28 protein-coding genes are annotated in these 23,252 nt (G+C 65.0%); 15 read left to right on the top strand and 13 right to left on the bottom strand.

Annotated elements, in window-relative coordinates; genetic code table 11:
• Nucleotides 1-877: 877 nt before the first annotated feature.
• Nucleotides 878-1,549, bottom strand: coding sequence for a spermidine synthase (locus ACETPF_RS06645; protein ID WP_373933586.1), 672 nt, complete (start codon nt 1,547-1,549; stop codon nt 878-880).
• Between the two features lie 78 nt (nt 1,550-1,627).
• On the opposite strand from ACETPF_RS06645, the gene ACETPF_RS06640 reads away from it, so the two are divergent.
• The 3 genes from ACETPF_RS06640 to ACETPF_RS06630 all read left to right on the top strand — a co-directional run bounded on the left by ACETPF_RS06640 (nt 1,628) and on the right by ACETPF_RS06630 (nt 4,165).
• Nucleotides 1,628-2,086 carry a hypothetical protein gene (locus ACETPF_RS06640; RefSeq protein ID WP_373933957.1) on the top strand — a complete coding sequence of 153 codons (459 nt, stop codon included), beginning with the start codon at nt 1,628-1,630 and terminating at the stop codon, nt 2,084-2,086.
• A 103-nt stretch (nt 2,087-2,189) separates the two neighbouring features.
• Nucleotides 2,190-3,206 (top strand): NAD(P)H-dependent flavin oxidoreductase, encoded by a 1,017-nt coding sequence (locus ACETPF_RS06635; protein WP_373933585.1) that lies wholly within the window; start codon nt 2,190-2,192, stop codon nt 3,204-3,206.
• 86 nt (nt 3,207-3,292) lie between these two features.
• Nucleotides 3,293-4,165 (top strand): hypothetical protein, encoded by an 873-nt coding sequence (locus tag ACETPF_RS06630; protein ID WP_373933584.1) that lies wholly within the window; start codon nt 3,293-3,295, stop codon nt 4,163-4,165.
• On the opposite strand, the gene ACETPF_RS06625 is transcribed toward ACETPF_RS06630, so the two are convergent.
• Complete coding sequence (locus ACETPF_RS06625; RefSeq protein ID WP_373933582.1) at nt 4,166-4,597, bottom strand: winged helix-turn-helix transcriptional regulator; 432 nt, start codon at nt 4,595-4,597, stop codon at nt 4,166-4,168.
• Between the two features lie 98 nt (nt 4,598-4,695).
• Here ACETPF_RS06625 and ACETPF_RS06620 point away from each other — a divergent pair, with 98 nt between their 5' ends.
• Nucleotides 4,696-5,430, top strand: coding sequence for an SDR family oxidoreductase (locus tag ACETPF_RS06620; protein ID WP_373933581.1), 735 nt, complete (start codon nt 4,696-4,698; stop codon nt 5,428-5,430).
• On the opposite strand, the gene ACETPF_RS06615 is transcribed toward ACETPF_RS06620, so the two are convergent.
• Nucleotides 5,417-6,097 carry a winged helix-turn-helix transcriptional regulator gene (locus tag ACETPF_RS06615; protein ID WP_373933580.1) on the bottom strand — a complete coding sequence of 227 codons (681 nt, stop codon included), beginning with the start codon at nt 6,095-6,097 and terminating at the stop codon, nt 5,417-5,419. The genes ACETPF_RS06620 and ACETPF_RS06615 overlap by 14 nt on opposite strands.
• Nucleotides 6,098-6,210: 113 nt before the next feature.
• On the opposite strand from ACETPF_RS06615, the gene ACETPF_RS06610 reads away from it, so the two are divergent.
• The 5 genes from ACETPF_RS06610 to ACETPF_RS06590 are packed head-to-tail and all read left to right on the top strand — an operon-like array spanning nt 6,211 to nt 8,796.
• Nucleotides 6,211-6,654 (top strand): VOC family protein, encoded by a 444-nt coding sequence (locus ACETPF_RS06610; RefSeq protein WP_373933579.1) that lies wholly within the window; start codon nt 6,211-6,213, stop codon nt 6,652-6,654.
• An 11-nt stretch (nt 6,655-6,665) separates the two neighbouring features.
• Nucleotides 6,666-7,025 (top strand): DUF1428 domain-containing protein, encoded by a 360-nt coding sequence (locus ACETPF_RS06605; protein ID WP_373933578.1) that lies wholly within the window; start codon nt 6,666-6,668, stop codon nt 7,023-7,025.
• 15 nt (nt 7,026-7,040) lie between these two features.
• Nucleotides 7,041-7,841 carry a VOC family protein gene (locus ACETPF_RS06600; RefSeq protein WP_373933577.1) on the top strand — a complete coding sequence of 267 codons (801 nt, stop codon included), beginning with the start codon at nt 7,041-7,043 and terminating at the stop codon, nt 7,839-7,841.
• On the top strand, nt 7,841-8,332 hold the full coding sequence (locus tag ACETPF_RS06595; RefSeq protein ID WP_373933575.1) for a VOC family protein: 492 nt from the start codon (nt 7,841-7,843) through the stop codon (nt 8,330-8,332). The genes ACETPF_RS06600 and ACETPF_RS06595 overlap by 1 nt, the downstream gene beginning before the upstream one ends.
• Nucleotides 8,329-8,796, top strand: coding sequence for an SRPBCC domain-containing protein (locus tag ACETPF_RS06590; protein ID WP_373933574.1), 468 nt, complete (start codon nt 8,329-8,331; stop codon nt 8,794-8,796). Before ACETPF_RS06595 ends, ACETPF_RS06590 begins: the two co-directional genes overlap by 4 nt.
• Here ACETPF_RS06590 and ACETPF_RS06585 read toward each other — a convergent pair whose 3' ends face one another.
• Nucleotides 8,797-9,312, bottom strand: coding sequence for a regulatory protein RecX (locus ACETPF_RS06585; RefSeq protein WP_373933573.1), 516 nt, complete (start codon nt 9,310-9,312; stop codon nt 8,797-8,799). It abuts the gene before it with no gap.
• 144 nt (nt 9,313-9,456) lie between these two features.
• On the opposite strand from ACETPF_RS06585, the gene ACETPF_RS06580 reads away from it, so the two are divergent.
• Nucleotides 9,457-11,217: a fatty acyl-AMP ligase gene (locus tag ACETPF_RS06580; protein ID WP_373933572.1), complete on the top strand. Its 1,761-nt coding sequence runs from the start codon at nt 9,457-9,459 to the stop codon at nt 11,215-11,217.
• Between the two features lie 128 nt (nt 11,218-11,345).
• On the top strand, nt 11,346-13,640 hold the full coding sequence (locus ACETPF_RS06575; protein WP_373933956.1) for a putative bifunctional diguanylate cyclase/phosphodiesterase: 2,295 nt from the start codon (nt 11,346-11,348) through the stop codon (nt 13,638-13,640).
• Nucleotides 13,641-13,644: 4 nt separating this feature from the next.
• Here ACETPF_RS06575 and ACETPF_RS06570 read toward each other — a convergent pair whose 3' ends face one another.
• From ACETPF_RS06570 to aroQ, 7 genes are all read right to left on the bottom strand, one after another.
• Complete coding sequence (locus ACETPF_RS06570; protein ID WP_373933571.1) at nt 13,645-14,394, bottom strand: ParA family protein; 750 nt, start codon at nt 14,392-14,394, stop codon at nt 13,645-13,647.
• Between the two features lie 150 nt (nt 14,395-14,544).
• A complete protein-coding gene (locus tag ACETPF_RS06565) occupies nt 14,545-14,889 on the bottom strand; it encodes an arsenate reductase family protein (protein ID WP_373933569.1) in 345 nt (114 codons plus the stop codon).
• Entirely contained in the window at nt 14,867-15,547 is a 681-nt protein-coding gene (locus ACETPF_RS06560; protein WP_373933568.1) for an aquaporin, read from the bottom strand. The genes ACETPF_RS06565 and ACETPF_RS06560 overlap by 23 nt, the downstream gene beginning before the upstream one ends.
• Nucleotides 15,544-15,855 carry an ArsR/SmtB family transcription factor gene (locus tag ACETPF_RS06555; RefSeq protein ID WP_373933566.1) on the bottom strand — a complete coding sequence of 104 codons (312 nt, stop codon included), beginning with the start codon at nt 15,853-15,855 and terminating at the stop codon, nt 15,544-15,546. Before ACETPF_RS06555 ends, ACETPF_RS06560 begins: the two co-directional genes overlap by 4 nt.
• A 180-nt stretch (nt 15,856-16,035) precedes the next feature.
• Nucleotides 16,036-17,388 carry an acetyl-CoA carboxylase biotin carboxylase subunit gene (gene accC / locus ACETPF_RS06550; RefSeq protein WP_373933565.1) on the bottom strand — a complete coding sequence of 451 codons (1,353 nt, stop codon included), beginning with the start codon at nt 17,386-17,388 and terminating at the stop codon, nt 16,036-16,038.
• Nucleotides 17,389-17,401: 13 nt separating this feature from the next.
• A complete protein-coding gene (accB, locus tag ACETPF_RS06545) occupies nt 17,402-17,893 on the bottom strand; it encodes an acetyl-CoA carboxylase biotin carboxyl carrier protein (protein ID WP_373933564.1) in 492 nt (163 codons plus the stop codon).
• Between the two features lie 93 nt (nt 17,894-17,986).
• Nucleotides 17,987-18,427 (bottom strand): type II 3-dehydroquinate dehydratase, encoded by a 441-nt coding sequence (gene aroQ / locus ACETPF_RS06540; protein ID WP_373933562.1) that lies wholly within the window; start codon nt 18,425-18,427, stop codon nt 17,987-17,989.
• Nucleotides 18,428-18,541: 114 nt separating this feature from the next.
• Between aroQ and thiS the strand changes: the two genes are divergently transcribed.
• Entirely contained in the window at nt 18,542-19,543 is a 1,002-nt protein-coding gene (thiS, locus tag ACETPF_RS06535; protein WP_373933955.1) for a sulfur carrier protein ThiS, read from the top strand.
• 138 nt (nt 19,544-19,681) lie between these two features.
• Here thiS and ACETPF_RS06530 read toward each other — a convergent pair whose 3' ends face one another.
• Both ACETPF_RS06530 and ACETPF_RS06525 read right to left on the bottom strand, forming a co-directional pair.
• Nucleotides 19,682-19,927 carry an ACT-like domain-containing protein gene (locus ACETPF_RS06530; protein WP_500862649.1) on the bottom strand — a complete coding sequence of 82 codons (246 nt, stop codon included), beginning with the start codon at nt 19,925-19,927 and terminating at the stop codon, nt 19,682-19,684.
• Complete coding sequence (locus ACETPF_RS06525; protein ID WP_373933560.1) at nt 19,927-20,982, bottom strand: Leu/Phe/Val dehydrogenase; 1,056 nt, start codon at nt 20,980-20,982, stop codon at nt 19,927-19,929. The genes ACETPF_RS06530 and ACETPF_RS06525 overlap by 1 nt, the downstream gene beginning before the upstream one ends.
• A gap of 121 nt (nt 20,983-21,103) precedes the next feature.
• Between ACETPF_RS06525 and ACETPF_RS06520 the strand changes: the two genes are divergently transcribed.
• The 3 genes from ACETPF_RS06520 to ACETPF_RS06510 all read left to right on the top strand — a co-directional run bounded on the left by ACETPF_RS06520 (nt 21,104) and on the right by ACETPF_RS06510 (nt 23,197).
• Complete coding sequence (locus ACETPF_RS06520) at nt 21,104-21,574, top strand: Lrp/AsnC family transcriptional regulator (RefSeq protein ID WP_373933558.1); 471 nt, start codon at nt 21,104-21,106, stop codon at nt 21,572-21,574.
• 187 nt (nt 21,575-21,761) lie between these two features.
• Nucleotides 21,762-22,121: an argininosuccinate lyase gene (locus ACETPF_RS06515; RefSeq protein WP_373933557.1), complete on the top strand. Its 360-nt coding sequence runs from the start codon at nt 21,762-21,764 to the stop codon at nt 22,119-22,121.
• A 137-nt stretch (nt 22,122-22,258) separates the two neighbouring features.
• The gene (locus ACETPF_RS06510) at nt 22,259-23,197 is read left to right on the top strand and encodes a right-handed parallel beta-helix repeat-containing protein (protein WP_373933556.1); all 939 of its coding nucleotides are present in this window, start codon (nt 22,259-22,261) and stop codon (nt 23,195-23,197) included.
• Nucleotides 23,198-23,252: the final 55 nt, after the last annotated feature.

The following is a 23,252-nucleotide window of genomic DNA, read 5'->3' as shown; positions in this document are numbered from 1 at the left end:
AAAAACAGTTGCAATGCTAATTATGCATGCAAGACTAGCTGCGACCCAGCCATTCATGCCCTCTGCATGCAGCGCCGGCAAAGATAAATGGTAAATTCCCAGCCCGATGACTACAAAAATGATGGGCCTAAAGTCGTGCATTTTGAAACCTTATGCTGTGCGTAGTATGTCTGCAAATGATCGACACCTACCCAGCGGTCTAAGTCGGCGCAATCGGAGGGCAACGAGTTAGTATGAAACTTGCCAAGCCCTCCACAGTTAGCTCGGGATCAAAAACGACCTCTTCGCTGCCGGGCTCACCCACCATAAGCGGACGCCTGCCCACACGGCGAATTGCCTCCAACATAACGTCATCCATATCGTCATCACAGACGCCAAGCTGATAGCAAATCTGGGTAGCAGGCGTGATCGCTCTTCGAACGCCTTGGTCAGTTCGTAGGAGCAAAATTATAATCTCAATGAGATCGCCTAATTCATCCGACAGCATAGCTCTGCATTGCCACAGGAGCGACCAGCCGCAAAGAGGAATGACAGCTCCTAGATCGAGCCAGAGGATCAAGGAACGGCAAAAAATGGGTCGATAGCTGTCATACCACTTCGTCATCCCGGGCTCGACCCGGCATCCCGCTTCTCAAGAAGCGCGGGGTAAGTGGCAGCACTCAACCCCTTCCAAAATAGGATTTTTCCTGATCTATCCTCGGCGATGAAGCCCTTGCCGACCTCCCGTTCACAAAATAGCGCCCGCCAAGCCGGTGAAGCGTCGACGGCGCGTCGGCGGCGCGCCGCTGTGACCCAACCGTCGCCTTGCAGGCGCGTCGCGAGCGCGTCGCAGGCGCTTCAGCCCGAAAAAGCCTCACGACACTGTATACTTCGCCCCTCATCGCTTCGTGGCGAACCAGATGACATGACGCGGCCCCTTGCCATTGTCGCGCGCCTTGACAGCGACCTCGTCGACCAAAAAGCCCGCGCTCCGCAACCGCCGGGTGAAGGGCTCGTCGGACCCCGCCGACCACACCGCCAATATGCCGCCGGGCTTCAGCGCTGCCTTGGCCGCCTCCAGTCCGGCCATCGCATAGAGCCGGTCGTTCGCCGCCGCCGTCAGCCCGTCCGGCCCGTTGTCGACATCCAGCAGAATGGCGTCATAGCTTGCCCGCGCCCGGCCGATCACCGGCACCACATCCTCGATCAGCAACTCGACGCGCGGATCGTCCAGGCACCCCGCCATCAGATCGACCATCGGCCCGCGCGCCCATGCGATGATCTCCGGCACCAGTTCCGCCACCGTGACCCGCGCCGCGCCGTCCAGCACGCCCAGCGCCGCCCGCAAGGTAAAGCCCATGCCATAGCCACCGATCAGCAGATGCGGGCTTTTCCGCCCCTTCAACCGCTCGATCGTCATCAGCGCCAGCTGCTTCTCGGAGCCGCTCATCCGGCTGCTCATGAGTTCGTTGCGGTCGAGCACGATCATATGGTCCGCGCCGCGCCGGTAGAGCTTGAGCTCCTGCCCGCCCGGCACCAGCGCCGAGCCCAGATATTCCCGCGGGATCATGATGCCTGTCCTTCCATTTGCCGCGTCGCGCCGCATGGCAGCTTGGCAACATCGGCGCAAATGCTACAGGCAGCCGCGATGCGCTATTTTCTCGATACCGAATTCAACGGCTTTGGCGGCGGTCTGATCAGCGTCGCGCTGGTGCCCGAACATGGCGACCAGGAACTCTATATCTCGCTCCCGCTGCCCGACGATCTCGAACCCTGGGTGGCGCAGAATGTCGTGCCCTATCTCCGCCTCGTGCCGCCGGGCGTCGATCATGAACTGGACCGGGTGGAGGCCGCCGACCTTGTCGCCGCCTATCTTGCCGGAGACGACGACCCCCTCATCATCGCCGACTGGCCGGAGGATCTCGCCCATTTCTGCGCGCTGCTGGTGACCGGGCCGGGCAGGATGGCCGGGGTGGATTTCGGCCTGCGCCTCGAACTCATCAACGCCGCCGGCTTCAGCGCCGCCGCCAACAGCCGCGTGCCCCACAATGCGCTGCACGATGCGCGGGCGCTGCGCGACTTTTACCTTATGGACCGGGTCGATTGAGCGCGTCGCTTGCTCCGGCTCGCCGCCATTTTGCGCTTGCATCGCGTGCCGATGCCCGGGATAGGCGCGACCCACCGGGGCCGGCGAAAAAGGAAGCCGCATCATGACCAGCCACAGCAAGCTCACGTCCCTCATGGCGCGCGGCGCCGATTTTCTGGGATGCGACACCGCGATCCTGTGCGGCGCGATGAGCTGGGTGTCGGAACGGCATCTGGTCTCCGCCATCTCCAACGCCGGGGGCTTTGGGGTGATCGCCTGCGGGGCGATGACGCCAGACCTCCTGGACCGGGAAATCGCGGCGACGAAGGCGCTGACCGACCGTCCGTTCGGCGTCAACCTCATCACCATGCATCCGCAATTGTTCGACCTGATCGACGTGTGCGCGCGCCATGATGTCGGCCATGTCGTGCTTGCCGGCGGCCTGCCGCCCAAGGGCAGCATCGAGGCGATCAAGCAAAAGGGCGCGAAGCTCATCTGCTTCGCCCCGGCGCTCAGCCTCGCGAAGAAGCTGGTGCGCTCGGGCGTCGATGCGCTGGTGGTCGAGGGGATGGAGGCCGGCGGCCATATCGGCCCGGTCGCCACCAGCGTGCTGGCGCAGGAAATCCTGCCCGAAATGGCCGACCAGGTGCCGGTGTTCGTCGCCGGCGGTATCGGCCGGGGCGAAGCGATCGCTGCCTATCTGGAAATGGGCGCGGCGGGCGTGCAGCTTGGCACCCGCTTCGCCTGCGCGACCGAAAGCATCGCCCATCCCGCCTTCAAAAAGGCCTTCTTCCGCGCCTCGGCCCGTGACGCCATCGCCAGCGTCCAGATCGACCCCCGCTTGCCCGTCATTCCCGTGCGCGCACTCAAAAATGCCGGGACCGAAAGCTTCACAGCCAAGCAGCGCGAAGTCGCCAACCTGCTTGACGAGGGCAAGGTCGACATGGGTGAGGCGCAGTTGCAGATCGAACATTATTGGGCGGGCGCGCTGCGCCGCGCGGTGATCGACGGCGATGTCGATGGCGGGTCGCTGATGGCGGGGCAATCCGTCGGCATGGTGACGAAGGAAGAGCCGGTCGCGGCGATCATCGCGCAGCTGCTGGACGAGGCCGCGCAGGCGCTGGAGCGGCGAGCCGCCTGAAGGCTTGCGGTGAACGGAGCGTTCGGCATATTTCCTCATGCCCCAATGCCCGGCATGACCGGCGCACAGTTTCATCGGAGAATTTGATGTTCGTTTCGCGCCGCATCCTCGGCCGTATATCTTTGGTATCGCTGGCGGCATTGGCGGCCTGCGCGACCCCGCCGCCACCCCCGCCGCCCCCCACGCCACCGCCGCCGGTGGTGCCGACGGTCATGCCCACGCCGCCTGACAATGCGGCTGCCGGCATGGCGATCCCGGAGAAGGATGAAAACGGGAAGTTCCTCACCGCCAATCGCGGCACGACCGCCAACACTGCGCTTTGGCATGTCCGCATGGCGCTCAACGTCGCTGCGCTCAATTGCGACAAATTTGGCAGCACCGCGCGCAACCAGTATAATCAGTTGCTCTCCGTCCACAGGAACGTGCTGTCGTCCGCCAACGCGGCGGTCGATCGCAACTACAAGGCGGCCTATGGCAATGCCGCGCTGCAATCGCGCGAGCGGCTGAACACGATCGTCTATAATTTCTTCGCCCTGCCACCGGTCATCAAGAATTTCTGCCCGGTGGCGGTCACTGTCGGCGCAAAGATGCTGCTGATGCCGTCAAGTCAGCTTCTGGTAGAAGCGCCCGCCCTCCTGGCGGAGCTGGAAAAGCCTTTCCAGGAATTCTATGCCGCCTATGAGGATTATCTGCGGCGCTTGGCCGAATGGCAGGCCCGGTTCGGGTCGCGCGTGACCGTGATCATCTCGGGTCAGACCATGCCGACCCCGCCCAAGCCTCCTGCCGAAGTGCCCGCCGGCTGGACGCCCGGCATGCCGACGAGCCTCCCGGCGACACCGACCGTGCCGGTCACGACGCCGGCGAACACCCCATCCGGGCCGCCAGCGCCAGCCCGGACTTTGCCCGACAACAGCGCTCCCAAACTGGTGGTGCAGCCGCTCCCCGCCGGGGACGAATAGTCAGTCGCGCGCGTCGAAATGGGCGCGCGCGGCTTCCACCTGTTCCAGATGACGCTCCGCCCACATCCACACGCCGCAAAAGGCAGCGCTCAAGCTTTCGCCGAGCGGGGTCAGCGCATAGTCGACATGGGGCGGCACGACCGGATGGACGGTGCGGCAGACAAGGCCGTCGCGCTCCATCTGCCGCAGCGTCTGGGTCAGCATCTTCTGACTGATCCCCTCGACGGCACGACCGATTTCGGTGAAGCGCATCACGCCTTTCTCCTCCAGTTCTTCGAGAACCAGCAGGGTCCATTTGTCCGCGACCCGTCCGATCAGATCGTTGACGAGGCGCTCGACCCGCGGATCGGTCGTCTCCTCGCCGGGGTCGGCGAGGTAGTTTTCGGCCTCGGCGATCGTGCCCGACGAAAATCGGGTGGCGGATTTGCTCATGCTTACTTCCCGGTGACTATGGCACTTTATCGTGCCTACTTTCCAAAAGAGAGTGCCCTTCTACATGGAGATGCAGATCGAAAGAAAGGAGCTTTCCCATGCAGACGTCAGGCAACACCATCCTCATCACCGGCGGCGGATCGGGCATCGGCGCGGCGCTGGCGCATGAATTTTACGGCGCGGGGAATCAGGTCATCATCGCGGGACGGCGGCAGACGGCGCTCGACGCCGTGGTCGAGGAGCATCCAGGCATGGCGGCGATGACGCTCGACATGACCGACCCGGCGGCGATCCAAACATTCGCCAGGGAGATTGTGGCGCAGTTTCCGGCGCTCAATGTCGCCCTGCTCAACGCCGGGATTATGGTAGCGGAGCAGGGCATCGATCTTGACACCGCCGAAGCGTCGGTCGCGACCAACCTGCTGGGGCCGATCCGTCTCGCCCATGCGCTGCTCCCGCATCTTGAGGCGCAGGCAGATGCAGCCCTGCTGACCGTCTCGTCGGGCCTTGCGTTCGTGCCGCTGGCGGCGACGCCCACCTACAGCGCGACCAAGGCGGCGATCCACAGCTGGTCGCTCTCGATGCGCGAGCAACTCAAGGGTCGGGTCGAGGTGATCGAGATCGTGCCGCCGGGCGTTCAGACCGACCTGATGCCGGGCCATGCCGAAAATACCGAGATGATGCCGCTCGCCGAATATATCGCCGAGACGATGGCGCTGCTGCGGCAGCAGCCGACGCCAGCGGAAATCCATGTCGAGCGGGTCAAATTCCTGAGCGAAGCGACCAAGCGCGGCGAGTTTGACCAGGTATTTGCAGCGCTCAATCGGCACTGACCGTCGATGGGGCCTTGGGAGGCAGGGGGAAGAGGCGGGCAAAGCGCTCGGCCAGCCGCCTGTCTCCCTCGACATGAAGCGCGCCCGCCATATCGGCATAGGACGCCCCGCCATAGAGCACTGCAGCGAGCGCATTCTGGTCGCCCGACAGGACAAGATCCGCCCCCGCCGCCTCGCCGCGATCCATATAGAAGTCGCCCTTGGCGATCTCGGCGCGAAATTCTTCCTCGCCGAAGCGGAAGCCAATCGTGGCGGCGAGGCCGCCGATGCGCGTCCGGTCGATCATCGTGCGCATCGACAGCACGACCGATGCCTGGCTCATCGGCTTGCCCGGTTGCATCGTTGGCGACCTACAGGCCCAGCGACCAAGCACCTGAAACAAAATCTCCGACTCGCGGCCCCAATCGGTCAGTTCATACACCTGAGCCGCGGCGGGAGGGGGCAGGCGGCGGCGCACGATAATGCTTGTCGCCTCCAACTCCTCCAGCCGCTGCGTGAGCACATTGGCGCTGATGCCGGGCAGTCCGGCGCGGATATCGGTAAAGCGCCTGGGCCCCAGCATCAGTTCGCGCATGATCGGCATGGCCCAGCGATCGCCGATGATGTCGAGCGCGTGCGCGGTGGCGCAGCCATCCTGATAGGCGCGTTTGCGTGTTTCGGTCTTCACTGGTTATCTTTTATAACTTATAAGTTGCATTGAGTAATCGCGAAGCGCACAAAGTGCAAGCCGCGAGTCGCTGTCCTTTCGGGCAGCCGCCGCCAGTCGCAAGGGAGAGTGCGATGTCGGGCCAGAGCCAGCCAAAGATGCTGTTCGTCAACCTGCCGGTGCATGATCTGCCGGCTGCCATCGCTTTCTACGAGGCGATCGGCGCGGCGCGGAACAATGATCTTGCCGATGAAACCTCACAGATGATCAGCTTTTCCGACACCATCCACGCGATGCTGATCACACGTGCCCGCTTCGCCACCTTCACCGAGCATCCGGTCGTGGATGCCCGCGATGCGGTTCAGCTTGGCCTGTGCCTGACCGAGGAAAGCCGCGCCGCAGTGGACGATGTGGTTGCCCGCGCGCTTGCAGCGGGCGGCACCGAGCCCAACCCGCCGCAGGACCATGGTTTCATGTACGCGCGCGGCTTCGCCGACCTCGATGGGCATATGTGGGATTTCTGCTGGATGGACGTGGAGGCCGCGACGAAGGCCAATCACGCTGACGCGGCTGCATAAGGAGAGAGACGATGGCCTATATGGACGGATTTGTGATCCCGGTGCCGAAGGGAAACAAGGAGCGATATCGGGAACTGGCGGCCTTCGCCGCGCCGATCTTCATCGAGCATGGCGCATTGCGGGTCGTGGAATGCTGGCAGGATGATGTGAAGCCGGGGAAGGTCAACGACTTCCGCACCGCCGTCATCGCCGAGGAAGAGGAGGAGGTCGTCTTCTCCTGGATCGAATGGCCCGACAAGGAAACGCGCGACGCCGGCTCCGCCAAGGTGATGGCCGATCCCCGGATGAACCAAGGGCCGGACGAGATGCCCTTTTCGGGCGCGCGGCTGATTTATGGCGGATTTGCCGTTCTGGTCGACCAACGGGGCTGAAAGAGGAGAAGAACGATGGCTGATCTGACGGGCAAATTCTTCTGGTATGAATTGATGACCAGCGATCCGCACGCCGCGTTGGCCTTTTACGGCAATGTGCTGGGTTGGACTTCGCAACCCTTTGGCGCGGAGGGGGCCGACGATCCCTATCATGTCGTGTCCGGCAGCGCCGGGCCGGTCGGCGGCATCATGGCGATCCCGGCGGAAGCCAAGGATTGTGGCATGACGCCCTGGTGGGGCGGCTATATCGGGTCAGACGATGTCGATGCCGATGCCGCGCGACTGGCCGAAGCCGAAGGGAAGGTGATGCGCGCGCCGGAGGATATTCCCGGCGTCGGGCGCTTTGCCGTGATGAACGATCCGGGCGGCGCGACCTTCATGCTGCTGAAGGGTTCTAGCCCCGACGGCATGGAGCCCGCCCCGCCGATGGCCCAGGGCCATGTCGGCTGGCATGAACTTTACAGCGGCGATTTCGACCGGGACTTGGGCTTTTACACCGGCCAGTTCGGCTGGAGCATGGGTGAGGCCATGGATATGGGGCCGATGGGCACCTATCAGCTGGTGTCGCAGACCGGCGGCGCCGAATTCGAGAGCATGACCGGCGGCATCATGCCGCGCCCGAACGAAGTGCCGGTGCCGATCTGGCTGTTCTACTTCGTGGTCGGCGACATCGACGCAGCGGTCGAAAAGGTCAAGGCCGGCGGCGGACAGGTGCTGAACGGGCCGATGGAAGTGCCGGGCGGCGGCTGGATCATCCAGGCGACCGATCCGCAGGGCGCGATGTTCGCGCTGGTCGGCATGAAGGGGGAAGCGTGATGGACAAGATCGCGCCTTGCCTGTGGTTCGACGGGCAGGCGGAGGCGGCGGCGCGTTTCTACGTCTCCGTGTTCGGCGGGTCGGTGGATCATGTGAGCCATTATCCTGAAGAGAATATGACCCCGTCGCCGACACACCCCGACCGGGTGCTGCTGGTCGAGTTCACGCTGAACGGGCAAAGCTATCAGGCGCTCAATGGCGGACCGCATTATAGTTTCAACGAGGCGGTATCGCTGTCGGTCGCGTGTGACGACCAGGCCGAACTGGATCGCTATTTCGATGCGCTGACGGCGGATGGCGGCGCGCCGGGGCCGTGCGGATGGGTGAAGGACAAATTTGGCCTGTCCTGGCAACTGGTGACGCGTGGAATCCTGGCCAATTATCGGTCGGGCGACAAGGATGGCATCGCCCGGATGATGAAGGTGATGATGACCATGCAGAAACTGGACACGGCCGCGATGCAGGCGGCGTTTGAGGGAGAGACGGCATGAGCAACGCCGACCATGAACTGTCGGTGACGGCCCATGTTGCCGCGCCGCGCGACATCTGCTGGCGCGTGTGGACGGAGCGCAAGGCGGACTGGTTCTGCCCCAAACCCTGGCGCGCCGAAGTGATCGAGGAGGATATGCGCGCCGGTGGCCGCAGCGCCGTCCAGATGTTCGGCCCCGATGGCGAGGATACCGGGCCGATGGAGGGGGTGTTCCTGGAGGTCGTGCCCGGCGAGCGGGTGGTGACGACCGACGCCTATCGCGTCGGCTGGGTGCCGCAGACGCCGTTCCTGACCGCCATCTGGAGCTTCGCCGACGAAGGCGGGGGAACCCGCTTCACCGCGACGGCGCGACATTGGGATGCGGAAACCAGGCAGCGGCATCTGGACATGGGCTTTCATCCTGGCTGGGACCAGATGATCGCGCAGTTCAAGGCGCTGGCCGAAAGCGTGGCTGTCGCCGTCTGATCATGCTTCCTCGGGCGGCTCACCGGGGCGTGCATCAACCCAGCGACGGGCGAGGTCATAATCATGGCCGGCGCGCAGAAAGGCGGCGATCGCCTTGTCGCGCTGCTTGGGGTCGGGCGGCCCGGCGGCATAGGGGCCGATCCGCTTGCGCCGGGCAAAGCGCTCTGCCGCCGCCCAGCGGTCGGCCTGCGCGCCGGCTTCCTGCCGGGTCGGTTCGGCAATGCCGGCGGCGCGTAGCGTGTCGTCTATCCGCCGTGCGCCATAGCCGCGCCGGCTGAGTGCGGCGCTCTTCATCGCGGCATAGCCGGCGTCGTCGATATAGCCCAATTCCACGAACCGGTCGGCGAGCGCCTCCGGCTCGGGCGGCCGGTCCCCTTCCCAGCCGCGTTCGCGCAGCTTGCGGTTGAGATAGGCGAGCAGCTTCCCCCGGCTGAGCGCAAAGCGGCTGACATGGCGCAGCGCCAAGTCGCGCAGGGCGTCCGCATCGAGCGGCGGGGGCGGGCGTTTGGCGGGCATTGGCGCACCATGGATCAGCCGCCATCTTTATGCCACAGTCGGGTCCGAATTTTACCTTGCCTTGTCGGATAGAAGTGACGCTGGACTGTAACTATCCGGTGCGCGGCGGCCGCAAAGCTGCTAGCGGCCGCGCTTCAATGATTTATGACGTTGGGTGAAACCAATATGACGGGTTCGCAAGAGATGATGGCACCGACGCCGACCAATGACGATCTGCCGCGCCGCTTCTCCGATTTCGGGACGCTGGGCGAAGCGCTCGATTACGCCGCGCGGGGGAAGCGGGGCCTCAATTTCCACGATGCGCGGGGCAATCTGGCGCGCGCCTATCCTTTCCGCGAACTGCGGGACGATGCCATCGCCTGCGCGCACCGGCTGATCGCCCATGGCGTGAAGCCGCAGGACCGGGTCGCGCTGGTGGCGGAAACGGGTGTGGATTTCGCGCAGCTTTTCTTCGGCATCGTTTATGCCGGCGCCTGGCCGGTGCCGCTGCCGCTGCCGACCAGCTTCGGCGGCAAGGAAAGCTATATCGACCAGCTCAATGTCCAGCTTTCGAGCTGCGATCCGATGCTGTTCCTCTTCCCCGGCGAACTCGCCGAAATGGCGGGTGAAGCGGGCCGGCAGAAGTCGGTGGACAGCATCGCGTTCGAGGATTTCGTCGCCCGTGAGGCAGCGCCGCGCGACCTGCCGCAGGCGGAGCCGCAGGACATCGCCTATCTCCAATATTCGAGCGGATCGACCCGCTTCCCCCACGGCGTCGCCGTCACCCATCATGCGCTGCTGAGCAATCTGTCGGCGCACAGCCATGGCATGGAAGTGATCGAAAGCGACCGCTGCATCAGCTGGCTGCCCTGGTATCATGACATGGGGCTGGTCGGCTGCTTCCTGTCGCCGGTCGCCAACCAGGTGTCGGCCGATTACATGAAGACCGAGGATTTCGCCCGCCGCCCGCTGGCCTGGCTCGATCTTATCAGCCGCAATCAGGGCACTTCGATCAGCTATTCGCCGACCTTCGGCTACGACATCTGCGCGCGGCGCATGTCGAGCCAGACCAAGGCGCAGGACCGGTTCGATCTGTCCCGGTGGAGGCTTGCGGGCAACGGCGCGGACATGATCCGCCCGGACGTGATGCAGAGCTTCGTCGATGCCTTTGCCGATGCGGGCTTTTCGCCCAGGGCATTCCTGCCAAGCTATGGCCTTGCCGAAGCGACGCTGGCGGTCACCATCATGCCGCCGGGCGAGGGGATCATCGTCGAACTGGTCGAGGAAACCGACCTGTCAGGCGGCGACGCGCCCGAGGGCCGGCCGCAGCGCTATCGGTCGATCGTCAATTGCGGCAAGCCGGCCAAGGACATGGTCGTGGAAATCCGCGACGAGGATGGCGGGCTGATGGCCGAGCGGCAGATCGGGAAGGTGTGGACGACGGGGCCGTCCCTGATGGTCGGCTATTTCCGCGACGAGGCGGCGACGGCGGCCTGCATGGCCGATGGCTGGCTGGACACCGGCGACATGGGGTATTTGAGCGACGGCTATCTCTACATCGTCGGCCGCGCCAAGGACATGATCATCATCAACGGCAAGAATCACTGGCCGCAGGACATCGAATGGGCGGTTGAACAGCTTCCCGGCTTCAAGCAGGGCGATATCGCCGCCTTCGCCATCACGACGCCGGGTGGCGAGGAAGCGCCCGCCGTGCTGGTCCATTGCCGCACGTCGGACAATGAGGAGCGATCCCGTCTGCGGGACCAGATCCGCGAGCGGGTGCGGGCGATCACGGGCATGAACTGCGTCGTGGAACTGGTGCCGCCGCGCACGCTGCCGCGCACCAGCTCGGGCAAGCTCAGCCGTTCGAAGGCGCGAAACCTCTACCTGACCGGCGAAATCCGGCCCTACGACATCGCTGCCTGACCCGTCGGCAACATGCTTAGCGCGCGAGTTACCGATTGCTAACCCGCGCCTGCTAAGGCCGGCATGTGGTCGAAGATGATATAATAAGCGCGCCCAACGGGCAGAATGCGCGCGTGTCGCTGCGGGCGATGATGGGGCTGGCGCGCCTTTCGGGGCGGTCCGACCTGCGGGTCGCGGAGGCGCAGCTTCGGTCGGCCGACGCCATCGCGCCGCTGCGGCACGGCATGACCATCTGCGGTGTGCTGTTCCTTTGGCAGGTCTTCATCCATTGCTGTTCCCCGATGCTGCTGAGCGGCCTTACCGCCGGGCTGGTATGCGCGGCGGTGGCCGGGTTGCTGCTGGACCGGGGACGGCGCGCCAGCGGCGGGGGCGTGACGCCGGCCGATCTGCGCCGTCATGCGCTGGGCGCGCTGCTCAAGGGGTTGGCCTGGGCCGCCTGCATGATGCTGGTCGGCTGGTCGGGCATGACCGAAGAGCTGGTGGCGCTCTGGACCCTCATCAGTTGCGTCATGGTGTGCGGCGCGATCAGCTACGCGCCGGTGCCGCTGTCGGCCTCAGCTTTCCTGCTGCCCTGCATCGTCGGCCTGTTCGGCATGTTCGGCGGCAGCGGCGAGGCGCCGTCGCGCGCGCTTTCGATCAGCTATGCGATGGCGCTGCTGGTCGGGTGCATCATCTATGCCCGCACCTTCGCCCGGCAGCACAGCACGACCGCGCAGCTCGTGGAAAAATCCGAGGTGGTGAGCCTGCTGCTGCGCGAATATGAGGCGGGCGGGTCGGACTGGCTGTGGGAGACGGACGCGCTGCGCCGGATCAGCGGCGTTTCGGCGCGCTTTGCCGAGACGCTGGGCCTGCCGCCGCATCAGGTGGAGGGCGCCCCCCTGGTGCAACTGCTCGCCGGGAGCGGATGGGACAACGGGCGGTTCGCGGCGGGGCTTCGCACCCTGGCCGATCATCTCAAGCGGCGGGAGAGCTTCAGCGAGCTGGTGCTGCCGGTCGAGGTTAAGGGCCAGTGGCGCTGGTGGGAATTGTCCGCTTCGCCACGTTATGACGAGACGGGTGCTTTTCTGGGCTTTCGCGGAGTGGGGTCCGACGTGACCGCGCAGCGCGAGTCGGCCGACAAGATCGCGCAGCTCGCCCGTTTCGATCCGCTGACCGGCCTGCCCAACCGCAGCCATTTGCGCGAGGCGCTCGACAAGGCGTTGGAGGGGGCGAAGCAGCGTCTGCCGGGCTGCGCTTTCCTGATGGTCGACCTCGACCGGTTCAAGGCGATCAACGATACGCTGGGCCACCAGACCGGCGACCGGCTGTTGAGCCAGGTCGCGCAGCGGCTGCTTGACCTATGCCATGATGGCGATTTCTGCGGGCGGATCGGCGGCGACGAGTTCGCGGTGATCATGCCCCATGTCGACAACGAGGCGGCGGTGGCGCGGCTGGCATCGGCGATCATCGTTGCGCTGTCCGCCCCCTATCAGGTCGACCAGCATATGCTGCATATCGGGGCGTCGGTCGGATCGGCGATGTCGCCGATGGATGGCCGCGACGCCGAGGCGCTGACCCGCAGCGCCGACCTGGCGCTCTATCGCGCCAAGGGCAATGGCGGCGGCCAGCATTGCGCCTATGAACCGCAGCTCCACGCCCAGGCCGAAGAGCGGCGGCAGCTGGAGATGGCGCTGCGCGAGGCGCTGGAGAAGGAACAGCTGCACGTCGTCTATCAGCCGGTGGTCGATGCGACCCGCGAGGTGGTGGTGGGGTTCGAGGCGCTGGTACGCTGGACTCACCCGGAACTGGGGCCGATCTCGCCCGCCAGGTTCGTGCCGGTTGCGGAAGAGGCGAGGCTGATCGGGCCGATCGGCGAATGGGTGCTGCGGACCGCGTGCATGGAAGCGGTGAACTGGCCCGAGGATGTGCGGGTGGCGGTCAACGTGTCGGCCGAGCAACTGGCGCATCCCAGCTTCGTCGCGGCGGTGATCTCGGCATTGGCGAGCAGCGGGCTGGAGGCGCGGCGGCTTGAGCTGGAGGTCACCGAAAGCCTGTTCATGAACGACGATACCGGCGCGCTGAAGCTGCTCGACCAGCTCATCGGGCTGGGGGTGCAGCTGTCGCTCGACGATTTCGGGACCGGCTATAGCTCGCTCGGCTATCTCAGCCGCACCCGGTTCAACACCATCAAGATCGACCGCAGCTTTGTGGTGGGTGCATCGAAGAACACGGCCGAGAGCCTGGCGATCATCCGCGCGGTGGTGACGCTGGCGCAGAGCCTGGGGATGGCGACGACCGCCGAAGGGGTCGAAACGCAGGCGGAGCTGGACATGATCCGGCAGCTGGGCTGCAACAAGGTGCAGGGCTATTATTTCGGGCGGCCGATGATGGCGAAGGATGCGGCTCGGCTGTTCCCGCCGCCCTTGCAGCGGGCTGTGGGGTAAGGGCTCAGCCGGCGCTTAGCTGCCGTTCGACCATGGTCCACAGCGACGCGAATGCCTGGGCCGGTGGCGAAGCGGGGGCGAAGGCGCCGAGCGGCTTGCGGCGGACGGTCATCTGCTCGATCGTGCTGGCCATCGGAATGACGCCCCAGCCGGGCTGATCGTCCATTGCCTTACGGTGAAGGCTGCGGCGGCGGTCGACCATGGAATAGACCGGCAGGATCGGCGCATGAGCGCCGCCGCGCTGGACGAGGTAGCGGGCGACTTCCCCCATGGCGCGCTGCGACAGGGGGGAGGGGATGACCGGGATGACGATCAGGTCGGCGGCGCGCAGCACCTGTTCGCTGGTTTCGGTAAGGCCCGGCGGGCAATCAAGGATGATGCGGTCATACTCCTTGCCCAGGCTCTCGATCAGCTTGGCGAGCCGCTTCTTCTTGTCCAGCTCGCGGAACAGATGATCAAGGCCGCGCAGCGAGGTATCGGCGGCGATGAGGTCCAGCCCCGGTACGGTCGAGGGCTGGATCAGCTTCCTGACCTCGACATCCTTGCTGAAGATCGCCTGGGCGGCGTCGCGGCTTTTGCTGTCGGTGGAGAGGAGCCAGCTGGAGGCGGCCTGCGGGTCCAGATCCCAGAGGAGGGTGCGCCGTTTCGATATGGTCGCGGACGCCCAGGCGAGGTTGACCGAGAAGGTGGTTTTGCCCACGCCGCCCTTGAGGCTGTAGACGGCGATGGTCGCCAATGCCGGTTCCTTTGCCATGGCCGCAGGCTATGCTTTCCCGCGCCTAAAGCAAGGCTCAAATCATGGCTTTGTTACGGCCTCGTGACAGGGGCGAGCGGCCGATTTGTACAGCGAGCTGTACAGTTGTTTGGCGGTTTTCCCGGAGATCGTTTCGATATCGAAACATGATCACAGAATCTCGCGAACCGCGTCCTGCGGGCGGCAGAAGCGAACGCCCTTGTCGGTTTCCACGAAAGGCCGGTTCACATAGGCGGGGTTGGCGACCATCGCGTCGAGGATCGCGTCGGGCTGAAGATCGGGCAGGCCGATATCCTCGGCATCGGTGCCCATCTTGCGGATCGCCTGGGCGGGGGTGAGACCGGCGTCGACAATGAGTTGGGCCAGCTTTTCGCGGGTGTAGGGGGTCTTCAGATATTCGATCACCGTGACCTCGACCCCCGGCGTTTCCTCAAGGATTGCGAGCGTCTTGCGCGATGTGCCGCAGGCGGGATTATGCCAGATGGTGGCTTTCATGGGTCGGGCTTTCCTGTGGTTGGGCCGGGGCGGCGAGCAGCCAGCCGGCGAGATGATGGCCGAGCGTCGCGCCCGCGATCTGGGCTGCGACGAAGGGCAGGACATCGACCGGACGGATGCCGGCGAAACTATCGGTGAAGGCGCGGGCGAGCGTGACCGCCGGATTGGCGAAGCTGGTCGAGGCGGTGAACCAGTAGGCGGCGGCGATCCACGCGGCGACCAGAGCGGGGATGGCGGCGGGGCGGAGCGCCACGCCAAGGCGGATGGTGAGGAGCAGGCCGAAGGTGGCGACGGCTTCGGCAAGCCATTGGTCGGGGCCGGTGCGGACCTTCGTGCCGAGGGCGAGCAGCGGCAGGCCGAACATCGCATGGGCGAGGATCGTGCCGGCAAGACCGCCGCCGACCTGAGCGGCCATGCGCGGGAGCCATTCGGCGCGCGGAGCGGCCAGCGCGCTCACCACGGGGTTGAAGTGCGCGCCGCTGATCGGGGCGAAGAGGGTGATGAGGAGATAAAGCGCCGCGCCGGTCGCGAGCGTGTTGGCAAGGAGGGCGACAGCGACATTGCCGCCCGAAAGCCGCTGCGCCATGATTCCTGATCCGACCACGGTCGCGACGAGCAGCGCGGTGCCGAGCGCTTCGGCGGCGCAGACGCGCTTCATGGCCGTCCTCCGCACAGGTCCGGGCGGCCGTCGCAGCATTGGTCGGTCAGGAAGGCGATGAGCGCGCTGACGGTCGGCGGCGCGACGCTGTAGAGCAGCCGGCGCTGGTCGCGGCGGTGGCGGATAAGGCCGGGCCGCTCCAGCGCGGACAGGTGGTGGGAGAGGGTCGAGGGCGCGACCGCGAGCCTTTCCGCTATGTCACCGGCCGCCAGGCCCGCGTCGGGCGCTGTCGCGAGCAGTCGGAACAGCGCCAGCCGCGTGGGATGGGCAAGGGCGCTGAGGGCGTCGATGGCGGCGGCCGATTCCATATTTCGATATTAGTCGAAATATGGAAGGCTGCAAGGGGGTCGCGAGGAGATGCGCCACAATCCCGCAGCCGTTCGTGCTGAGTAGAAGTTGAGCCTGTCGAAGCCTCGTATCGAAGCACTTGATCCTTCGATACGCCATTTCGCCAAGCTCAATGGCTACTCAGGACGAACGGGGGTGGATTATGATCCCTCCTGCCGCGCCAGCCATTCCTCCAGCCATTTGATCGTATAATTGCCGTCGAGGAAATCCGGGTCGGTCAGCAGCGCCTGGTGAAGGGGGATGGTCGTCTTCATGCCCTCGATCACATATTCCTCCAGCGCGCGCTTTAGGCGCATGATCGCGCCTTCGCGGGTGCGGCCATAGACGATCAGCTTGCCGATCATGGAGTCATAATAGGGCGGCACCCGGTAGCCCTGATAGAGGCCGCTATCGACGCGGACGTGCATCCCGCCGGGCACATGATAGCTGGTGACGGTGCCGGGCGAGGGCGCGAAGGTCCTGGGGTCTTCGGCGTTGATGCGGCATTCGATCGCATGGCCGGTGAAGCGCAGATCTTCCTGCGCGACCGAGAGCGGGCGGCCTTCGGCGACGCGGATCTGTTCGCGCACGAGGTCGAGGCCGGTGATCATCTCCGTCACCGGATGTTCGACCTGGAGCCGGGTGTTCATCTCGATGAAGTAGAATTCGCCATTTTCCCACAGGAACTCGATCGTGCCCGCGCCGCGATAGCCCATGTCGGCCATGGCCTTCGCGCACACGCCGCCGATCCGCTCGCGCTCTGCGGCGGAGAGGACGGGGGAGGGGGCTTCCTCCAGCACCTTCTGGTGGCGGCGCTGGAGCGAGCAGTCGCGTTCGCCGAGGTGAATGGCATTGCCGTTGCCGTCACCGAACACCTGGATCTCGATATGGCGTGGGTTGCCCAGATATTTTTCGATATAGACGGTCGCGTCGCCGAAGGCGGCCTTCGCCTCGCTGCCGGCCTGCTGCATCAGCGTTTCGAGCGTGTCGGGCGAGTTGCAGACCTTCATGCCCCTGCCGCCGCCGCCGGACGCCGCCTTGATGATGACGGGATAGCCGGCCGCCTCCGCGATCGACTTGGCCTCCTCGACATCGCTGACCGCGCCGTCGGAACCGGGGACGAGCGGCAGGCCCAATGCGCCGGCGGTGCGCTTCGCCTCGATCTTGTCGCCCATGGTGCGGATATGTTCGGGCTTGGGGCCGACGAACTTGATGCCGTGCGCCTCCACGATCTCGGCGAACTTGGCGTTCTCGGACAGGAATCCGTAGCCCGGATGGATCGCGTCCGCGCCGCTGATTTCCGCCGCCGAAATGATGGCGGCGATGTTGAGATAGCTGTCCTTGGCGGCGGGCGGTCCGATGCAAATGGCTTCGTCGGCGAGGCGGACATGCATCGCGTCGGCGTCGGCGGTGGAATGCACCGCCACCGTCTTTATACCCATCTCGTGACAGGCGCGGTGGATGCGGAGCGCGATCTCGCCGCGGTTGGCGATCAGCAGTTTCTCGATGGCCATGGGGTGCGCGGCCTTATTCGATGACGATCAGCGGCTGGTCATATTCGACCGGTTGGCCGTTATCGACCAGGATCGCCTTGATCGTGCCGGCGACGGTCGCGGGGATGGCGTTCATGACCTTCATCGCTTCGACGATCAGCACGGTTTCACCCACGCCGACCTGCGCGCCGACGCGGGCGAAAGGGGCTGCGCCGGGTTCGGCCGACAGATAAGCGGTGCCGACGATCGGCGATTTGACGACATGGCCGGAGGGTGACGCGGGTTCGGGCGAGGCGGCGGGTGTGGCGGCCGGGGCGGGAGCGGCGGCGGGTGCGGCGACCGGGGCCGGGGCGGCATAGGCGGGGGCGGCCTGCGCGGCAGGAGCAGCCTTGCGCGCGACACGAATCTTGCGGTCGCCATCCTCGACCTCGATCTCGGTGAGGTTGGTGTCGTCGAGCAGCGCCGCGAGATCGCGCACCAGCTGGACATCCACCTGCATCGCGCCCTTGTCATGCTTGTCGTTCATGAGAGACCCTTGTTCGAATAATCTGTTCGTTGGGGGGAGCGCCTAGGCAGTTTCACGCCGAAGCGCAACTTTCGTGCGGCAGGTGGCGCTGGCTCAGAGTTCCAGCGCGGCTTCGAGCGCCAGCATGTAGGAAAGCGCGCCGAAGCCCGCGATCGTACCCTTCGCCGCCATGCCGACATAGCTTTTGTGGCGGAAATCCTCGCGCTTGTGGGGGTTGGAGAGGTGAACCTCGATCACCGGCACGCTGATCGCCTTGATCGCGTCGTGCAGCGCGACGGAAGTGTGGGTCAATGCGGCGGCGTTGAGGATGACGGCGTGCGCGCCCTCCTGATGCGCTTCCTGGAGCCAGTCGACCAGATGGCCTTCATGATTGGACTGGCGGAAATCCAGTTCGACATGGGCGCGGCCGGCGGCGTCCTCCATCCGGTCGGCAATGTCGTCCAGCGTGTCATAGCCGTAGATTTCAGGCTCGCGGGTGCCGAGCATATTGATGTTGGGGCCATTCAGCACATAGATTTTGCGTGTGTCGCCCAAGCCCTGTCCCCCTATGCTGTTGCGGCAGGGGCGCGGTGGCCCCTATATGCGGCACGATCCTTAGCCCTTCCTGTCTCGCTTAGTCGAGACTCTTCGCCAATTCGGGACATGAGCGTGAGCATAGACGGCACCATTTCCATCCATATCAATGGCGAGCATCGCCGTGTGCGTCAGGGCATGACACTGGCGGAGCTGGCGAGCGAACTGGGCTTCGTGCCCGAGAAGGTGGCGGTGGAGCGCAATCTGGAGGTGGTGCCGCGATCAACGCTGAAGGATGTGCGGGTCGAGGATGGCGACGAGCTGGAGATCGTGCATTTCGTGGGAGGCGGCGATGTGTCTCCCGTTGATGACGATAGCTGGAGCGTCGCGGGCAAGACCTTCCGCTCGCGGCTGATCGTGGGGACGGGCAAATATAAGAGCTTCGAGCAGAATGCGGCGGCGCTGGCGGCGTCGGGCGCGGAGATCGTGACGGTCGCGGTGCGGCGGGTGAATGTGAGCGACCCGAACGCCCCGATGCTGACCGACTATATCGACCCGAAGAAAGTGACCTACCTGCCCAACACCGCCGGCTGCTTCACCGGCGAGGAGGCGATCCGCACGTTGCGGCTGGCGCGCGAGGCGGGCGGATGGGATCTGGTCAAGCTGGAGGTGCTGGGCGAGGCGCGGACGCTCTATCCCGACATGGTCGAGACGCTGCGCGCCACGGAGATTTTGGCCAAGGAAGGCTTCAAGCCGATGGTCTATTGCGTCGACGATCCGATCGCAGCCAAGCGGCTGGAGGATGCGGGCGCGGTGGCGATCATGCCGCTGGGCGCGCCGATCGGTTCGGGGCTTGGCATCCAGAACCGCGTCACGATCCGCCTGATCGTGGAGGGTACGAAGCTGCCCGTGCTGGTCGACGCTGGCGTCGGCACTGCGTCCGAGGCAGCGCAGGCGATGGAGCTGGGCTGCACCGGCGTGCTCATGAACACCGCCATCGCCGAAGCCAAAGACCCGGTGCTGATGGCGGCCGCGATGAAGGCAGGGGTGGAGGCAGGGCGCATGGCCTATCGCGCCGGGCGGATGGGCAAGCGCATGTATGCCGATCCTTCGAGCCCGCTTGCCGGCCTCATCTAGCCGGTCCGGTGCCCTTCTGATCGGACCACGGGCGCGCGGGCCGGGCGAGGTTATCGTCAGGGTCGAACCCGACAGTTCGTCGGACTTCGCCCTGCCGCTACATGCGGACCATGCGGGCGTCATAGGCGCGGGTCAGCATCATGCTGCGCAGGCCGCTGTGCCCGGCTGGAGGCAAACGGTTTCGACGAGCACGGAACTGCCCATTTTCTCGGCAATGATGCGCGCCTGCTTTTCGTCCATGTCCGGTTGAACGATGCATATGGTGAGCCGCCCGTCCGCCTGGGTCGCCGTCACATGGCCGGGAAGCAGATCGCGTTGCGCGAAATGGTTGAGCAGCCGGATCAACGCCTGCGGATCGGTCCGGGTGACGATGTCGAAGCGCATCACGCGGCCTGACGCCGCCTCGCGCTCGCGATCAGATGCTGGGCGAGGCGATCGGCCATGACGCCGGGGGGCACCTGTTCCTGGGTGGAGCGGTGGAGGACATCGAGCAGCCGGCCTGCGATCTGGCCGACGCGGTCGGCGACCTGATCGCTGGTTTCGCCCAGATATTCGGCCGACACGTTGATGATGCCACCGGCGTTCACGACATAGTCGGGGGCGTAGAGGATGCCGCGATCCACCAGCGCCTGGCCGTCCGCTTCGGTCGCAAGCTGGTTGTTCGCGCCGCCGCAGACGAGCCGGACGCGAAGGTCGGGGATGGTGTCGGCGTTAAGGACGCCGCCCAGCGCGCAGGGGGCGAGGATGTCGGCGTCCGCGACGAGGATTTCCTCGATCCCGACATGCTTTGCGCCAAGGTCGCGGGCGAGTGCGGCGGCGCGCGCTTCATCGACGTCGGCGACGATCAGCTTCGCGCCGGCTTCCCGTAGCAAACGGCACAGGCGGCCACCGACATTGCCGACACCCTGCACCGCGACCGTTGCATCGGCGAGGTCGAAGTCCAGCACGTCCCGCGCGGCGGCCTTCATGCTTTCGAACACGCCCAGCGCGGTCCAGGGCGACGGGTCGCCGCCGGCCATGCCCTCGGCCACCTCCAGCCCCGCCACATAGGGCGCCTGCTGCCGAACCACCCGCATGTCGGCGATGGTGGTGCCGACATCTTCGGCAGTGATATATTCGCCCTTGAGCGATGCCACCGCGTTACCGAACACGCGGAAGAGCGCGGCGCGGTCGAAATCGCCTTCGGGGCGTTGCAGAACCGCCTTGCCCCCGCCGAAGGGGAGGCCCGCCATCGCATTCTTGTAGCTCATGCCGCGCGCCAGACGGATCGCGTCGGTGACGAGATCGGTCTGCGTGTCATAATGCCAGAGACGGCAGCCGCCAGCCGCCGGGCCGATGGCGGTGGAATGGATCACGATGATCCCCGTCGCACCGGTTTGCTCGTCGTTGATGACGCGAAGGCGTTCCTGAAAATCGGCATTTTCGAAGGCGTGCGCCATGGCGCTGCTCCCTTTCCGGCAATACTATCACCGCACGGGCTGATAAAAATTGCTATTCATACGCCGTTATGTCGATTAGGGAATAAATATGTTCGAGAATTAGATAAATTGAGAATAAATCATGTCGGAATTTCTGGATGCCTTCGACAGAAAGATCCTCACGGCCGTTCAGCAGGACTCGAGCCGCTCCACCGCCGATGTCGCGGCGCTGGTGGGCCTGTCGCAGGCGCCATGTTGGCGGCGCATCCAACGGTTGAAGGATGCCGGCTACATCCGGGGCGAAGTGGCGTTGCTCGACCGGCGGAAGATCGGCCTCAACACCCAGATCTTCGCCCAGGTGAAGCTGACGGCGACGGGCCGTTCCAACCTGGAGGAGTTTACCGCCGCGATCCGGGAATTTCCCGAAGTGCTGGAATGTTTCGTGCTGCTCGGCACGGTGGACTTCATGCTGAAGATCGTCGCGCGGGACATCGAAGCCTATGAGCGCTTCTTCTTCGAGAAGCTCTCGCGCGTGCCGGGGGTGCAGGAAGTCAATTCGATGGTCGCCCTGTCGGAAATCAAGGCCACTACCGAATTGCCGATCGACATCTGACGCCCGTCAGACAGCCGTCCCACCGTGGACGGGAGGATGCGGCGGGATGATCCGGGCGTGACCTTGAACCGGCCCGCGAAATCATGCTGATCTGGATCAATATTATAAAACAACGTCTTGTTGAGAGATGGTCGGATGATTAGCCACCAACATGCCGGCGATTCCTGTCGGCGGGGGACATATCATCATGAACAGATTCGCGTTTTTCGTGGGCGCTGCCGCGCTGCTGCTGCCCGTTGCCGCCCATGCCGGCGATCAGGACTTCACGCTCGTCAACCGCACCGGCTATGACATTGCCGAAGTCTATGTGTCGCCCGCCAAATCCAAGAACTGGGAAGAGGATGTGATGGGCAACGATGTGCTGGAGGACCAGCAGTCGGTGCCGATCACCTTTCCGGCGCGCGGCAAGACATGCACCTATGACCTGAAGGTCGTCTTCACCGATGGCGATGATGCCTACTGGACCAACTTCGATCTCTGCACGATCAGCAAGATCCAGATTTTCTGGAACAGCAAGACGCAGAAGGCGACCGCCAAGTGGGAATGACCGGGCGGCGATGAGATGGCGGCGTAAGGCGGGGGCGCGTTAACCTCCCGCCCTGCGCCTGTGCCATAACGGGGCGAAGCCATGTTAACCCCGTTGTCGCCTTGGCCGTTCAGCCGATGCGGCCTATTTTCAGCAGCATGCGCATCCTTTCCACCGCCCTCCTCGTATCCGCCGCGATTGCCTCCACCGCTTTGGCGCAGGGCGGCGGCGCGCCCTTCACCGTCGTCGAAACGGGGCAGGGCTTCGGGTCCATCGGCGACGCGCTGGCGGCGATCGGCGACCGGCGCGGCACGATTGAGGTGGCGCCCGGCACCTATCACCAGTGCGGCGTGCAGCAGGGCGGCGACGTCACAATCCGCGCCTCAAAGCCCGGCACGGCGATCTTCGACGGGGTGCCGTGCGAAGGGAAGGGGGCGCTGGTCCTGCGTGGCCGGGCGAGCACGGTCGAGGGCGTGATATTCCAGAATATCCGCGTCCCCGACGGCAATGGCGCGGGCATCCGCCTCGAAAGCGGTAACCTCACCGTCCGCAACAGCCTGTTCCGCAACAGCGAGGAAGGGATTTTGACCGGCGATTATGACGGCGGGCAGGTGATGATCGACAAGTCGACCTTCCGCCATCTCGGCCGCTGCGACCGCGATCTCGACTGCGCCCACGGCGTCTATATCGGCCGGCTCGCCAATCTGGTGGTGACCAACAGCCGCTTCGACCAGGGTGACGGCGGCCATTATCTCAAGACCCGCACCGCCCGCGTCACCATCACCGGCAACAGCTTCGATGATTCGGGCGGCAAGCTCACCAACTATATGATCGACCTGTCGAACGGCGCGACCGGGATCATTTCGGGCAACGAGATGGTGCAGGGCAAGGACAAGGATAACTGGTCCGCTTTCATCACCGTGGCGCCGGAAGGCCGCGAACATTCGAGCGCAGGGCTGACGATCGAGGGGAACAGCGCCGGCTTCGTGCCGGGGCTGGAGCGCAATTCGACCTTTGTCGCCAATTTCACCGACGACCCGGTGAAGATCGGCGCGAACCAGTTGGCGCCGAGCATGAAGGTCAAGGACCGTCGCTGACCAGCCGGCGAGGCTGGCGAACGGAGTGGTTCCAATGTGGCGCGCGGGCGGCTAG

It is taken from the genome of Sphingobium agrisoli, from assembly GCF_041877245.1.
Taxonomy (GTDB): domain Bacteria; phylum Pseudomonadota; class Alphaproteobacteria; order Sphingomonadales; family Sphingomonadaceae; genus Sphingobium.
Note: the sequence above shows the minus strand (reverse complement) of the source record. Positions and strands in the feature narration are given on the sequence as shown.

Excerpts from the sequence above, each read along its gene's own strand:
- ACETPF_RS06645 (WP_373933586.1), bottom strand. The coding sequence starts at position 1,549 with ATGATCCCGCGGGAATATCTGGGCTCGGCGCTGGTGCCGGGCGGGCAG.
- ACETPF_RS06640 (WP_373933957.1), top strand. The coding sequence starts at position 1,628 with ATGCGCTATTTTCTCGATACCGAATTCAACGGCTTTGGCGGCGGTCTG.
- ACETPF_RS06635 (WP_373933585.1), top strand. The coding sequence starts at position 2,190 with ATGACCAGCCACAGCAAGCTCACGTCCCTCATGGCGCGCGGCGCCGAT.
- ACETPF_RS06630 (WP_373933584.1), top strand. The coding sequence starts at position 3,293 with ATGTTCGTTTCGCGCCGCATCCTCGGCCGTATATCTTTGGTATCGCTG.
- ACETPF_RS06625 (WP_373933582.1), bottom strand. The coding sequence starts at position 4,597 with ATGAGCAAATCCGCCACCCGATTTTCGTCGGGCACGATCGCCGAGGCC.
- ACETPF_RS06620 (WP_373933581.1), top strand. The coding sequence starts at position 4,696 with ATGCAGACGTCAGGCAACACCATCCTCATCACCGGCGGCGGATCGGGC.
- ACETPF_RS06610 (WP_373933579.1), top strand. The coding sequence starts at position 6,211 with ATGTCGGGCCAGAGCCAGCCAAAGATGCTGTTCGTCAACCTGCCGGTG.
- ACETPF_RS06605 (WP_373933578.1), top strand. The coding sequence starts at position 6,666 with ATGGCCTATATGGACGGATTTGTGATCCCGGTGCCGAAGGGAAACAAG.
- ACETPF_RS06600 (WP_373933577.1), top strand. The coding sequence starts at position 7,041 with ATGGCTGATCTGACGGGCAAATTCTTCTGGTATGAATTGATGACCAGC.
- ACETPF_RS06595 (WP_373933575.1), top strand. The coding sequence starts at position 7,841 with ATGGACAAGATCGCGCCTTGCCTGTGGTTCGACGGGCAGGCGGAGGCG.
- ACETPF_RS06590 (WP_373933574.1), top strand. The coding sequence starts at position 8,329 with ATGAGCAACGCCGACCATGAACTGTCGGTGACGGCCCATGTTGCCGCG.
- ACETPF_RS06585 (WP_373933573.1), bottom strand. The coding sequence starts at position 9,312 with ATGCCCGCCAAACGCCCGCCCCCGCCGCTCGATGCGGACGCCCTGCGC.
- ACETPF_RS06580 (WP_373933572.1), top strand. The coding sequence starts at position 9,457 with ATGACGTTGGGTGAAACCAATATGACGGGTTCGCAAGAGATGATGGCA.
- ACETPF_RS06575 (WP_373933956.1), top strand. The coding sequence starts at position 11,346 with ATGATGGGGCTGGCGCGCCTTTCGGGGCGGTCCGACCTGCGGGTCGCG.
- ACETPF_RS06570 (WP_373933571.1), bottom strand. The coding sequence starts at position 14,394 with ATGGCAAAGGAACCGGCATTGGCGACCATCGCCGTCTACAGCCTCAAG.
- ACETPF_RS06565 (WP_373933569.1), bottom strand. The coding sequence starts at position 14,889 with ATGAAAGCCACCATCTGGCATAATCCCGCCTGCGGCACATCGCGCAAG.
- ACETPF_RS06560 (WP_373933568.1), bottom strand. The coding sequence starts at position 15,547 with ATGAAGCGCGTCTGCGCCGCCGAAGCGCTCGGCACCGCGCTGCTCGTC.
- ACETPF_RS06555 (WP_373933566.1), bottom strand. The coding sequence starts at position 15,855 with ATGGAATCGGCCGCCGCCATCGACGCCCTCAGCGCCCTTGCCCATCCC.
- accC (WP_373933565.1), bottom strand. The coding sequence starts at position 17,388 with ATGGCCATCGAGAAACTGCTGATCGCCAACCGCGGCGAGATCGCGCTC.
- accB (WP_373933564.1), bottom strand. The coding sequence starts at position 17,893 with ATGAACGACAAGCATGACAAGGGCGCGATGCAGGTGGATGTCCAGCTG.
- ACETPF_RS06530 (WP_500862649.1), bottom strand. The coding sequence starts at position 19,927 with ATGCGCTTCGACATCGTCACCCGGACCGATCCGCAGGCGTTGATCCGG.
- ACETPF_RS06525 (WP_373933560.1), bottom strand. The coding sequence starts at position 20,982 with ATGGCGCACGCCTTCGAAAATGCCGATTTTCAGGAACGCCTTCGCGTC.
- ACETPF_RS06520 (WP_373933558.1), top strand. The coding sequence starts at position 21,104 with ATGTCGGAATTTCTGGATGCCTTCGACAGAAAGATCCTCACGGCCGTT.
- ACETPF_RS06515 (WP_373933557.1), top strand. The coding sequence starts at position 21,762 with ATGAACAGATTCGCGTTTTTCGTGGGCGCTGCCGCGCTGCTGCTGCCC.
- ACETPF_RS06510 (WP_373933556.1), top strand. The coding sequence starts at position 22,259 with ATGCGCATCCTTTCCACCGCCCTCCTCGTATCCGCCGCGATTGCCTCC.